Origin of the sequence: Streptomyces scabichelini, from assembly GCF_011045015.1 — a bacterium.
In the GTDB taxonomy this organism is placed as follows: domain Bacteria; phylum Actinomycetota; class Actinomycetes; order Streptomycetales; family Streptomycetaceae; genus Streptomyces; species Streptomyces scabichelini.
Genome location: NZ_JAAKZY010000293.1, coordinates 1 through 11,481, shown reverse-complemented (window position 1 = coordinate 11,481; position 11,481 = coordinate 1). Strand labels below are relative to the sequence as shown.

11 protein-coding genes and 1 pseudogene are annotated in these 11,481 nt (G+C 70.4%); 2 read left to right on the top strand and 10 right to left on the bottom strand.

The annotated features are described in order from the left end of the window. Window positions 1–52 precede the first annotated feature (52 nt). The 7 genes from G5C60_RS46315 to G5C60_RS46290 form a co-directional block, all read right to left on the bottom strand. A complete protein-coding gene (locus G5C60_RS46315; RefSeq protein ID WP_165269558.1) occupies window positions 53–2,269 on the bottom strand; it encodes an alpha-N-acetylglucosaminidase in 2,217 nt (738 codons plus the stop codon). A gap of 120 nt (window positions 2,270–2,389) precedes the next feature. Beyond that, complete coding sequence (locus G5C60_RS54470) at window positions 2,390–2,584, bottom strand: hypothetical protein (protein WP_338146127.1); 195 nt, start codon at window positions 2,582–2,584, stop codon at window positions 2,390–2,392. Next, the gene (locus G5C60_RS46310) at window positions 2,491–2,952 is read right to left on the bottom strand and encodes a hypothetical protein (RefSeq protein ID WP_241267564.1); all 462 of its coding nucleotides are present in this window, start codon (window positions 2,950–2,952) and stop codon (window positions 2,491–2,493) included. Before G5C60_RS46310 ends, G5C60_RS54470 begins: the two co-directional genes overlap by 94 nt. Before the next feature lie 112 nt (window positions 2,953–3,064). Then, window positions 3,065–3,487, bottom strand: coding sequence for a thioesterase family protein (locus tag G5C60_RS46305; RefSeq protein WP_165269556.1), 423 nt, complete (start codon window positions 3,485–3,487; stop codon window positions 3,065–3,067). A 49-nt stretch (window positions 3,488–3,536) separates the two neighbouring features. Next, window positions 3,537–4,202: a hypothetical protein gene (locus G5C60_RS46300; protein WP_165269554.1), complete on the bottom strand. Its 666-nt coding sequence runs from the start codon at window positions 4,200–4,202 to the stop codon at window positions 3,537–3,539. A gap of 156 nt (window positions 4,203–4,358) precedes the next feature. After that, window positions 4,359–4,892, bottom strand: a complete 534-nt coding sequence (locus tag G5C60_RS46295; RefSeq protein ID WP_165269560.1) for a hypothetical protein — start codon at window positions 4,890–4,892, stop codon at window positions 4,359–4,361. A gap of 61 nt (window positions 4,893–4,953) precedes the next feature. Further along, complete coding sequence (locus G5C60_RS46290) at window positions 4,954–6,162, bottom strand: pyridoxal phosphate-dependent aminotransferase (protein WP_165269552.1); 1,209 nt, start codon at window positions 6,160–6,162, stop codon at window positions 4,954–4,956. An 86-nt stretch (window positions 6,163–6,248) separates the two neighbouring features. Here G5C60_RS46290 and G5C60_RS46285 point away from each other — a divergent pair, with 86 nt between their 5' ends. Further along, window positions 6,249–6,884: a winged helix-turn-helix transcriptional regulator gene (locus G5C60_RS46285; protein WP_165269550.1), complete on the top strand. Its 636-nt coding sequence runs from the start codon at window positions 6,249–6,251 to the stop codon at window positions 6,882–6,884. Window positions 6,885–6,963: 79 nt separating this feature from the next. Here the strand turns inward: G5C60_RS46285 and G5C60_RS46280 are convergent, their stop codons facing one another. From G5C60_RS46280 to G5C60_RS46270, 3 genes are all read right to left on the bottom strand, one after another. Then, window positions 6,964–7,716 (bottom strand): NUDIX domain-containing protein, encoded by a 753-nt coding sequence (locus tag G5C60_RS46280; RefSeq protein ID WP_165269548.1) that lies wholly within the window; start codon window positions 7,714–7,716, stop codon window positions 6,964–6,966. Window positions 7,717–7,738: 22 nt separating this feature from the next. Next, the gene (locus G5C60_RS46275; RefSeq protein WP_165269546.1) at window positions 7,739–9,277 is read right to left on the bottom strand and encodes a hypothetical protein; all 1,539 of its coding nucleotides are present in this window, start codon (window positions 9,275–9,277) and stop codon (window positions 7,739–7,741) included. A gap of 100 nt (window positions 9,278–9,377) precedes the next feature. Further along, complete coding sequence (locus tag G5C60_RS46270) at window positions 9,378–10,961, bottom strand: IucA/IucC family protein (RefSeq protein ID WP_165269544.1); 1,584 nt, start codon at window positions 10,959–10,961, stop codon at window positions 9,378–9,380. A 28-nt stretch (window positions 10,962–10,989) separates the two neighbouring features. Here G5C60_RS46270 and G5C60_RS46265 point away from each other — a divergent pair. Beyond that, window positions 10,990–11,481, top strand: a pseudogene (locus G5C60_RS46265) (IucA/IucC family protein); the annotation flags it as partial.

Below are 11,481 nucleotides of genomic sequence, written 5' to 3'. Positions count from 1 at the left end.
GGGGTCGGGGGGCGCAGCCCCCAGCGGGGCCCCGGGGCCTGGCCCCGCCCACTCAGGAAGCCGCGGCGAGCCGCTCACGCACACGGACAGCGGCCTCGTACGTATCCCCGATCGGCCGCGTCGCAAGCCGCCCAGGCTCCCGCGTCCAGCGATCCTCGATCGCGAACCAGTCGATGGCCTCCGGCCTCCGGCCCTCCTCCAGCGCGGCCCGCAACTCGTCGAAGTACATCGACCAGCGCAGCCGGTAGAGCCCGCCGACCAGGCCCGCCCACTCCCGGTTGGCGTAGTCGCGCAGCCCCGCGTCCGCGCCCTGCCGGGTGCCCCACACGGTCAGCAGCGACAGATTGTCGTACGCCAGCCGGTCCCGCTCTTCTTCGGTGGCGCCCCAGGCCCGTGCGTCAGCCACCCAACGCCCCACCAGATGCCGGGAGTCGGTGGCCATCAGGGTTTCCAGTACGTCCATCAGGGCGAGCCAGTCGCGGGCCAGCCGGTCCACCTCGGCGGCGTCCCCGGCGTCGTACGCCTTCTTGATGCGGGGGAGGAGGACGCGGCTGCGGTTGGCGGTGGCCTGGCGGGCCACGTCGAGGAGGTCGTAGCGGTACGCGGAGGACTTCCGAAGGCCCGGTGCGACGTCCAGCAGTTCGCCGAGTGCGGGCTCGAAGTCCTCGGGCCGGTACCGGAGTTGCTTGGGCGACCACTTGGCGGCCGACGTGACCGTGAGCGAGGGGCGCGCGCCGAAGAACCCGTCGGCGCCCTCGCTCCACGAGTCGGCGCGGGTCGTGCCGTACGCGGTGCGGCGCAGGATGTCCCAGGCGGCCTCCGCGTGCGGATCACGCGCTCCGTAGCGGGAGTGCGCCCAGTCCTTGAACCAGGCATCGAGGTCCAAGTCGCCCTCCTCCCAGGCCAGTTCGGAGAACAGGTCGAAGGCGGCGGGGTTGTTGTCGGCCGCCTCCGGCATGAGCGCGACACCGCGCAGGGTGCTGCCCTCCTTGGTGCGCCACTGGTGGTACAGCTCGGCCCAGTCGGGGGTGTTGGCGCCCATCGCGGTGTGGCCGCCGAAGTTCCAGATGGAGCCGAAGGCGTACGGGGTGTCGCCCCAGTCGGCCTCACGGTCGGTGACGGTGGGGAAGCGGTCCGAGAGGCCGTCGACGACGAGCATGTGGGACTTGTCGACGGCGTCGACGATCGCCCGCTGCGGGTTGCGCTGCCAGCCGAGGATCACCCAGACCGCGCCGGGATGCGCGGTCTGCAGCGCTTTCTCGACGCCCTTCGCCGCATCGCCGACCGGTACGTCTCCGGGGTCGCCGCCCTCGTGCAGCAGATCCATCTTGTAGAGCGTCGAGGGTCCGAACATCTCGTCCTGGACGCGGTAGAAGGCGGCCGCCACCCGCGCGAAGTGATCGGTGCGCGGGTCAAGCCAGTCGGGCCGCGCGAGGCCCATCCACTGGCCCTGCGGGATGATCAGCGCACCCGGGTTCCGCCCGGCGAAGCCCGGCGGGACCGTACCGAAGTAGCCCGGGAACACCGGCGTCATGCCCAACTCCCGTACCCGGTCGACGATCCGCCGCCCAAGCGCGGCCCGCGCCTCCAGCAGCTGACGCGACACCGGATAGGGAAACGCCGCCAGATTCTGCATCAGGAACCACGGCTGATGGGCCGGGCCCGCGATCCACTCCCGCAGCTCCGCGTCCGTGTGCCCGAACTCCTGGAACACCCGGTGGTAGAGCGCGTCCGCGCCCGTGTACACCAGCACCTCGTTGTAGCCGTGCAGCGCCAGGACGTCGAGCTCGCGCTCCCAGTACGACCAGTCGTTGTACGCGCCCGTGTAGCCGTCGTTCGTGTCGTTGAGGACGAAGCGGTGCGGGACGTTGGCCTGCCGGGTGACGGTGCCGTCGAGGCCGGGCAACTCCTCGGGGAGGTCGAGCTGTTCGCCGGCCCAGCTGATGTTGGCGTGCGCGATCTGCTTCAAGTACCAGCGGAGACCGGCGAGTTGGGTGCCGGGCGTGCCACCTTCGATGGTGATGCGTCCGGTACGGCCCGACACCCGGAACGCGTCAGCCTTTGCCGTGCCCGTCGTCTCGAAGCGCAACTGCCTCCAGTGGTCCGGCAGCAGCCGCCTCGCCGCCCTGCTCGCCGCACCGCCCGCCCGAGTCACCGAATCCCCCTTGGCATCCGAGGCCGGGGCGCCGCCCGCGGCACTGTGAGAGCAGGCTACGACACAGGCCGAACCGGCAACCGCAATGAGAAACGCACGACGAGCGAGCGGCATGGAGGTCTCCGGTTTCACAGGTGGGGAGTGCCGTGGAGAGGAATACCCACTGGATCAGGTCCTGAGCATGGACTTACGGCCACACGGAGTAGAACGCGTCATGAAGGGGCCGGGCGGGCCTCACCAGGTCCGGCCGAGGGGCCGGCAGGCCTGCGCGGCCGGGAGGCGGCCGGTGAAGAACGACCGGGGCGGCACGCCCATCAGGGTGCGGAAGTCGGACGTCAGGTGCGACTGGTCGTAGTAGCCGGTGGCGGCGGCGAGTTGAGCCCATGAAGTGGTCGCGGCCTGCTTGAGGACATGGCGTACACGGTTGATGCGGGCGAAGTGCTTGGGGAGACGCCGACACCCTCGGAGAAGAGGTTGCGCAGCTGAGGCTCACTGACGGCGAGGCGGCGCGCCAACTCCTTTACCTGGGAGGGAAGATGGCCCGCGTCCGTCGACAGGGCCTCGTCGGCGGCCCGCAGCAGCTCGCTCCGGGAACGGCCCGAGGCGGCCGACAGGCGCTCCGGCAGTACGTCCACCAGGTGGGCCACCGCCTGCTCGGGCTCCAAGCCCCTGAGTTCACCTGCCAGTTGCCCTTCAGCAGCACCGGGCAGGTCGCCCAGCCGCACGACACGGCCCACGAGGTCGACCGCCGGGACGCCGAGCAACCTCCCGCCCTGGGCCGGGTCGGCACCTGGCACCTCCCCGGCGAACAGGCCGTCAGGGCAAGCGAATTGGAGTGGACGATCCTGTCGAGGCTCGTGCGCAGATGGCCGAGTGGAGATACCTGACATACGGATGGGGCATGGCGGATCAGAGGCCGAACAGCGCAGGATCCGTGGCCAGGGCGCGGAAGTACTCGCGCGGGTCTGCGACGAGCTTGCGCTCCTTGAGGTCCATCAGGCCGCCGACCCCGGTGATCTCGGCGGCGACCGTCCCGTCCGTCTTGCGTATGGTCTGCTCGATGCGAAAGGTCTTGCCCTCGCCCCAGGCGAAACCGCACGTCACCTCGACCTCGTCGCCCGCGATCAGCTCCCGCCGGTAGCGGACCGTCATCTCCAGGGCGACGGGACCCACGCCCTTGGCGATGAGGCCGGTCTGGCTGATTCCGGCCGCCTGGAGTAACGACCAGCGGGCGTGCTCCGCGTAGTTCACATACACGCTCTGGTTGAGGTGTCCCTGGATGTCGGTCTCGTACCCACGGACGGTCACACGGACGGAAAACGGCTCGGTCACGGCGTCCCCTTCTCGACTACTGGATCACCTCAAGCCTGGCATGTCCTGATCACTTTCGTCTCGGCGAAGCCAGCAGATAACGCACGCGTGTACGCGGCTCCGTGTACTCCCCGACCTGCCAGCCCGCCTTCTCCAGCGTGGCCGCACAGCCTTGCAGCGATTCGGCGTCCGGCACGTGTACGGCGACCGCCTCCGGCTGCGGCGTCGCCCGCACCCGGTAGCCGTCGGTGTCCATCCCCGCGGGCCGGTGCCCCGCGGCCTCCAGGGCGAGCGCGGCGGCCTGCACCAGATGCGTACGCTCCCAGCCGCACGGCCGGTCCAGGGCGCCGTCCGGATTGGTCATCCGGCGCAGCTCCAGGAGCCCCTGCCAGGCGCTGTGCACCTCACGTATGCGACCGGGCCCCGCATCGGCGCTCTCCTCGCCGCCGATCCGGGCGGCGAACACGCCGGAGGCGGCGGGCGCGCGGGCAGCGGCGCTCCCGTCGGCGGGGGCACGGGCAGCCTCGGCCTCCGCGGCGGTCTCCGCCGACGCCTCCTCGCGGATCCGATGCCCCGCCGGCGTCAGGAAGTGGTCGTGCGGCGGCCGGGGATGCCGGAAGGCGAGCCCGCGCTTCACCAGCGCCGCGAGCTGGCTCTCCGTACCCCTCAGCCGCCCGGTCACGGGATCGGCGGCGTCGATGACACGCCGCTGCGCGGCGGTCGGCGGTCGTGTCACGGCGTGCTCCTTCCCGACACCACGATTGATCAGCGCCCATCGATGAGCCCCCGATTGACCAGCCCTCATCGATCAGTGAGCCCATTCGAAGAGTACGACCCGGGTCTGACACTCGCCCCTTCGTCCGCTGCGTCGTCCGCCCTTCGTCTTCGGCCGTCACAGGTCGCGAGCCCACCGCTCCAGCTCCTCGAAGTCCCGCTCCCGCAGCCCCTTGCGCGGGTCGATCGGCAGCAGCAGCGCCGCCGCGTCGTGGTGCGCGGCGACATGCCGTACATCGAGGTCGGTGATCTTGTCGTCGACCCAGACGAAGGGCCGTCCGGCGGCCCACGCCACGACGTGCCGCGTCTTCCAGTACAGCCCTTCGGGGTCCCTGACGAACAGCTCGGGCCACTCGATCACCGGCAGATCGCCCGGCAGCCCGATCACCGGCGCGATCATCTCGTTGGCCTCGTGCATCCAGGTCGTGGCCCACGCCAGCTCGTACGGCAGCGCCATCAGCCGCGCCCCGTGCCCCGGGTTGAGCCGCACCCGCAGACCTCGCCGCAGCCGCCGGGATCCCGGCACCTGGTGCGCGGACCAGCCCGCGGGGCGCAGCCGCCGTGTCACGTACCCGCGCGGCCGGAGGAAGCGCGCGCCATAGGGATTGAGCGGGCCGTCGACGTCGAGCAGCAGCAGTGGCCGGTCGTTCATGAGGGGCATGAGGGGAGGGCTACCCAGGCCGACTGGCCATGTACTCGCATACGCGCGGGCGTTACTGCCGATACCCGCTCAGGAACCGCCCGATCCGGCTGATCGCCGCGTCCAGGTCGTCGGTCTGCGGGAGGGTGAGGATGCGGAAGTGGTCGGGGTGGGGCCAGTTGAAGCCGGTGCCCTGGACGACCTGGATCTTCTCCTGGAGAAGCAGGTCGAGGACGAACTTCTCGTCGTCGTGGATCTTGTGCACCTTGGGGTCGATGCGCGGGAACGCGTACAGCGCGCCCTTCGGTTTCACGCACGAGACGCCCGGGATCTCGTTGAGCTTCTCCCAGGCGCGGTCGCGCTGTTCGAGCAACCGGCCGCCGGGCGCGGTGAGTTCGCGGATGGACTGGCGGCCGCCGAGTGCGGCCTGGATGGCGTACTGGGCGGGGGCGTTGGCGCACAGCCGCATGGAGGCCAGCATCGTCAGCCCCTCCAGGTAGTTCTTCGCGTGCTGGCGCGGGCCCGTGACGACCATCCAGCCGGAGCGGAAGCCCGCCACGCGGTACGTCTTCGACAGGCCGCAGAAGGTGAGGACCACCAGGTCGGGGGCGAGCGCGGCGGCCGAGTGGTGCACGGCGTCGTCGTACAGGATCTGGTCGTAGATCTCGTCAGCGAAGACCATGAGCCCGTGCCGGCGGGCGAGGTCGAGGATGCCCTCGATGATCTCCTTCGGATAGACGGCGCCGGTCGGGTTGTTGGGGTTGATGATGACGACGGCCTTCGTGCGGTCCGTGATCTTCGACGCCATGTCGTCCAGATCCGGGTACCAGTCGGCCTGTTCGTCGCAGAGGTAGTGCACCGCCTTGCCGCCCGCGAGCGTCGTCACCGCCGTCCACAGCGGGAAGTCCGGGGCGGGGATGAGGATTTCGTCGCCGTCCTCGACCAGCGCCTGCACGGCCATCGACACGAGTTCGGAGACGCCGTTGCCGAGGAGGACGTCGTCCACACCGACCTCCAGGCCCAGGTCCTGGTAGCGCTGGGCGACGGCGCGGCGGGCCGAGAGGATGCCGCGCGAGTCGGTGTAGCCGTGCGCCTGGGGCAGCATGCGGATCATGTCCTGGAGGATCTCCTCCGGCGCCTCGAAGCCGAAGAGCGCCGGGTTGCCGGTGTTCAGCCGGAGCACGCTGTGGCCCGCCTCCTCCAGGGCGTTCGCGTGCTCGATGACCGGGCCCCGGATCTCGTAACAGACCTCGCTGAGCTTGCTGGACTGCCGGAACTCCATGCGGTGCGCACCTCCAGGTTGGTGTGTTGCTTGGTTTTACCAAGTAGCAGCTTGGAAAGTCCAACAACTTGTTTAGACTGCGTCGCATGTCACCTCGCCGAAGCTACGACCAGTACTGTTCCGCTGCCCGGGCCCTCGATGCCGTCGGTGACCGCTGGACCCTCCTGATCGTGCGCGAGCTGCTCGCCGGTCCGCGCCGCTACACCGATCTGCACGCGGACCTGCCCGGCGTGAGCACGGACGTACTCGCCTCCCGCCTCAAGGACATGGAGCGGGACGGGCTGACGAGCCGGCGCCGGCTGCCCCCGCCTGGGGCGGCCTACGTGTACGAACTCACCGCTCGCGGACGCCAATTGCTCCCTGTCCTGCAGGCGCTGGGCGAGTGGGGTGCACCTCTGCTGGAGGAACGGCGGCCCACCGACGCGGTGCGCGCCCACTGGTTCGCGCTGCCGTTGCTGCGATGCCTCGGAGGACTTGGCGACGGCGTCGTCCAAGTACGCCTGGAGGAAGGGGAGTTCTATGTACGCCTCGGCGCCGAGGACGGCGGTCCTGTCTACGGGGAGGGGCCCGCGCCCGAGGAGGCCGACGCCCGGCTCGTGCTCGACGCCGGGACGTGCACGGCGCTCGCCCGGGGCGGTTTGACGCTGCGGGAGGCGATACGGGACGGACGTATCGAAGTGGTGGGGGACGGGAGACTGGCCAAGGAGATGCGGGACGTCTGACGTTCCGCGATCAGTAGGGCAACGCGGCTCGTACCCCGGCGGGACGCCTACGCGGTACCAGCCCTGCTGGGCGAACTCCTCATGCTCCGGTGCCCTCCTCCGGCCGCTCGCCGAACAGACCCGCGAGGCGCGCCCGGTAGAGCACCGCGATGGTGAAGCTGTCGGTGATCTCCCCGTTGCGGACCATGTCTTCCGCCTCGTCGAGCGAGACGGAGACGGCCTGACGGATCCCCTCTCCCCGCTCCAGGTCCCCGATCCGCTCGACGTATGCGGCGTACAGCTTCACACGGTGTGCGAGGAGCCCGGTGTCCGGGTGGAGTTCACCGAGTGAAATCACCTTGTCCGTCCGCGTGGTCAGCTCCTCGTCGAGTTCACGCGCGACGTTCTCCTCCTCGGTGGCCCCCGGCTCGCCGAAACCGCGGGCCACCTCCCAGTGCCACTCCCGGGTGGCGTGCCGGTGGTGCTCGATCAGCACGATGGCCCCGTCGGGACCGAGCAGCGGCAGGACCACCACACCGGGCGTGGCCGAGGGCGGCGGCAGGATCCGGTTGTACAGGCCCGTCCGTCCGTCGGGAAAGCGCACCGGATCGCGCAGGTGCAGCAGGAAGCGGTCGGCTGACACCACGCCGACCGGCACCGGCCGTACTGCCGCCCTCAGCCGTTCCCAATACGAACGCATCCGGCTGCGGCCCGCCGCCCGCCGTGCCGCATCCGCCCTCGCGTGTCGGCGGACCTTCCTGATCAGCGCGGGATCCGTGAGAATCTCCGTGCCCTCGGGATCGTTGCGGAACAGCTCGGGATGATCCTTCCGCAGGGCCTCGTACGGGCTCACCGGATGCTTCGCAGAGGACGCACTAGTACTCCAGCAGGTCTTCGTTGTCCTGGGTGGTCGCGGAGGCGGTGGCGGACGGCGATGCGTTGGCCGTCTCCCGGTACCCCGGCAGTCTTCGGACCAGGTCGTGGAACTGCGACCATTCTTGTGCACTCGCCAGCCGCACAGTGGCTATCTCACGGGCGAAGCGCTGCTCCTGCCGTCCTTCCAGCCTGTTGCGCAGGACCAGCTGCACGGAGCCGCCCACCGACCCCGACACCGTGAGCGGAGTGACGCCGCCCACCACCTCCCATATCCCGTTTCCGCTGATCGCCGTGAACACGGCGGCGCCCACCGTGACCACCACTTCGACGACCGGTTGCCACTGATTCGGCCTGCTCCGCCCGCGCTCCCTGGCAAGCTTCAAGATCTCCGAGTTGAGCCGCACGTAGCGGTCGAAGATCTGGCCGACGGAGTCGTGGAAGGCGCCGGGATCGGCGGTCAGCGCGCCGAAGGCCTCGATGTACTCGTGCCAGGCGGTGCTCTGGCGCAGCTGCCAGATGTCGTGCAGCGTCAGCGCGTCCACCGCCGAAGGCGTCAGGTGGTCCTGGACGGCGGCGAACGCCTGCCGCTGCAGGAACGTGAGCAACTGCTCCGGGTCCTGGACGAATCCCTGAGTGGCCCGGGCCTCGCGCGCCTCCTGCAGCACCACACGCCGCAGGCTGCCCACCGGGGTGAGGGGGTAGCGGCCGAGCGCGTCCGCGAGATTGGTGTTGTATATGAGGTCCAGCAGTTGCTTGATCTCCCCGGCGAAGGGCTTGTTCCGGTCGTAGCGGCCCTCCGCGACGTTCGTCCCCGGCGCGGACACGAACTCCTCGTACAGGACGTTGCGCACGACAGGCTGCCTGCGGACGCTGAGGTCGTTGCTGAAGCCGACGACGTCCCCGAGCCGTCTTCTGAACCGGTCGGCGTCCTGCCGGTCCACGCCGACCTGGGCGGCGAGAATCTCGGTGTCCTTGGCCGTCAGCCCCTGGACCTTCTCGGCGAAGGGCTGGAACAGCCTCGTCCTGGTCGCCTCCTTGTTGGCCCGGTCGTTCTCCGGGTCGTCCCAGGACATGCGCACGCACTGCACACGGTCCTCCGCCCGCATTCCGTCCAGGGTCCGCTGCCATCCGGCGAAGCCGTCGCGATTCACATGCAGATAGGCGGCCGGCTCTTCCGTCGGCGTGCGTTCGTTGAGCAGGAACGGGACGAGCGCTCCCGAGGCGAGCAGCCTCTGGTGGGCCGCGCGGGCCTGTCCGCCCTCCGTCAGGTCGCAGCTGATCGCGTCGTTGTTGTAGAAGTACGTGCGGTTGATCACCACTTGGCTCGCGTTGATGAGACTCCGGAAGTACTCGGCCCGCACCTCCTTGCGCCGCTGTTCCCCGACCTGCTCCAGGGACTTGCCACGTTCGATCATTTTCTTCGTGAGCTGCGCCGGAACCCACTGGTTGTCCAGCGACTGCGCGATCACCGCCCCTGGATCCAGCTGGTCCGGGCGGATCGGCGTCATCAGGTCGTCGATGCCGACGCCGTAGGTCATGGCGGCTCCAGAATTCACTCGTAACTGCCCAGCTCCATAGAGCTACACCGTCGGGTCGCCGGAAAGGAGCCCTTTTCACAATTGTTCAGGGCGCCCTGGGTCACGATCCGGGTCGAGGGGACAACGCGGTGTGCAGCGGGTTGCCGACCGTGGCCCAGATGTCCCCGGTCCGCTCGGGGGACAGCCGCATGAGCGTCAATGCCTTTGTGGGCAGCGGCTGTGCGAGAAGGGCGGCGAGGTCCGAGGTGCGCGCCAGATCCCGTACGACAGTGTGCAGGGCCGCGGCGAGCGCCGGAGTGGAACCCGCAGTCGCGCCCAGCGTCCCCGTGACGAGTGAGCCGAACAGCTTGCGGCGCAGGGTGGTTTCGTCGTCCGTGATCAGCCGGCCGGACAGGTCCGGGGCCGGGATGCCATGGCGGGCGAGGCGGGCCGGGCTGATGCGGATGTCGGCGAGGTCGCGGTAGATCAGGCGGGTCGGGGTGCCCGAGGGGGAGAGCACCACGAGAAGGTTCTGGCCGTGTGCCTCCAGGGCCACGCCCAGCTCCAGCAGCCGCAGACACACCGTCAGGGCGAGCCGCGTGAACTCGGCCATCCAGGAAGCGGACCGGGGCAGCCCGGTCAGGGCGAGCGCGGCGACCGGCACGACACGCTCGCCCTCGGCCGCGTACGCCTCCGGCGGCTCGCGTACCACGGCCGCGAACTCCGGTGTGCGGGCGGTGGCCGCCCCGAGGGTGCGGGTGATGTGGAGGAGGCCGTCAAGGCGGGCGGCGAGCGTGTCCGCGAAGTCGGACACCGTCGCGGCCGTCGCGATCGAGTACACCGAGATGTCCCGCACCGCCGACGTCAGCCGGGCGCTGAGCGCGGTCTTGATGTGTGGCCCGCCGGGCGTGGCGGCGGCGAGGGTGCGCAGCGACATGAGGGGGTGGGCGGCGATGCCCGCGCCCACCGGCTTCTCGTCCTTCAGCACATGCTGGGCCTGCCAGGGATGCACCGGGATCAGTACCCGTCCGGCCTCCCGGTACGGCCACTCGCCCGCCACCAGACAGGCCTCCTGAGGCGCCGCGATCAGCCCCAGCTCGACCACCGGCCGGTGCTCGGGTGCGTACGCCAGCTGCTCGGCCACCGAAAAGCCCGGCCGGGAACGGCAGTTGGGGTGAAACGGGTGCCCGTCGACGATCCGCTGCTCCCACTCCCAGGTGGTGCGCGGTTCGTCGGCGGGCGGCTGTCCGGCACGGGACAGGGCCAACGAGGCGACGCTGTGGTCGAGTTCGGCGGCGAAGGCGTCCCCGTGCGGAAAGGCGAGGGCGGTCATCAGCGCGGCCGGGTGGTCGTACGCCGTTCCGTCCAGCTCAACCCCCGTGACGGAGGCGGCAGTTCCGTACGCATCCGAGTGCGGGCCGTGCAGACGGCGGCCGTCGGCCAGGTGGAGCGTCAGCCCGTCGCGTCCCGGCTCGCGGTGGCTGATCCACGGCAGCGGCTCATGGGCGAGGCCACGCCACAGCCGGGTCAGCACGGCCGCCCGGGCGCCGGGGAGCTCGGTGGCGTACGGCGACAGCAGGGCGGGGCGTACGGCGCGCAGCTCGGCGGTGAGCGCGGACTCGGCCTCGGCCGAGGTGGGGGGATGGTGCACGGGTGGCTCCTCGGGTGTGGGGACGGCGTCGCGACCGGGTACTACGGCAGACATACTGATCGTCAGTACCCGTATGGAACGAATGGATCGCGTGGACCCCATGCACCCCAGGGACGACGTCGGAGAGGCAGCCGACGCGTACGCGGCCGCGCCGCTGCTCAATTGTCTGCTGCGGGAGGTGGCCGAGCCCGCAGCGGGGTCCGTACCGAGGTCCGGTGAGCGGCATGTGTACCGGCTGCCGGCCGGGGGACGCCTCCTGCGGGTACGCGGCGGGCGCCGGCCCGCCGAGCCGGAGGTGTACGCCGCCGGGGCCTGGCACCGCCTCACCCACCCCGAGCTGGTCAAACTCACGGCCGAGGAGCTGCGCCGGCACACCGGCCTGTCGAACTCCGAGCTGCCCGCCGAAATGATCGACAGCCGGGACGCGGTGGCGGCGCTCCTCGTCGCGCGCGCGGGCGCGGCACCGCCCGAGGACCCGTATCAGCGCTCCGAGCAGTCCCTGATCACCGGGCACCCCTACCACCCCGCCCCCAAGGCCCGCGGCGGCGGCCCCGTCGCCGGCTGGCTCCCGTAC

What these genes read in the sequence shown, in the direction of transcription:
- G5C60_RS46275 (WP_165269546.1), bottom strand. Translation starts at nt 9,277, where the DNA reads ATGACCTACGGCGTCGGCATCGACGACCTGATGACGCCGATCCGCCCG.
- G5C60_RS46270 (WP_165269544.1), bottom strand. Translation starts at nt 10,961, where the DNA reads ATGTCTGCCGTAGTACCCGGTCGCGACGCCGTCCCCACACCCGAGGAG.
- G5C60_RS46285 (WP_165269550.1), top strand. Translation starts at nt 6,249, where the DNA reads ATGTCACCTCGCCGAAGCTACGACCAGTACTGTTCCGCTGCCCGGGCC.
- G5C60_RS46295 (WP_165269560.1), bottom strand. Translation starts at nt 4,892, where the DNA reads ATGAACGACCGGCCACTGCTGCTGCTCGACGTCGACGGCCCGCTCAAT.
- G5C60_RS46315 (WP_165269558.1), bottom strand. Translation starts at nt 2,269, where the DNA reads ATGCCGCTCGCTCGTCGTGCGTTTCTCATTGCGGTTGCCGGTTCGGCC.
- G5C60_RS46290 (WP_165269552.1), bottom strand. Translation starts at nt 6,162, where the DNA reads ATGGAGTTCCGGCAGTCCAGCAAGCTCAGCGAGGTCTGTTACGAGATC.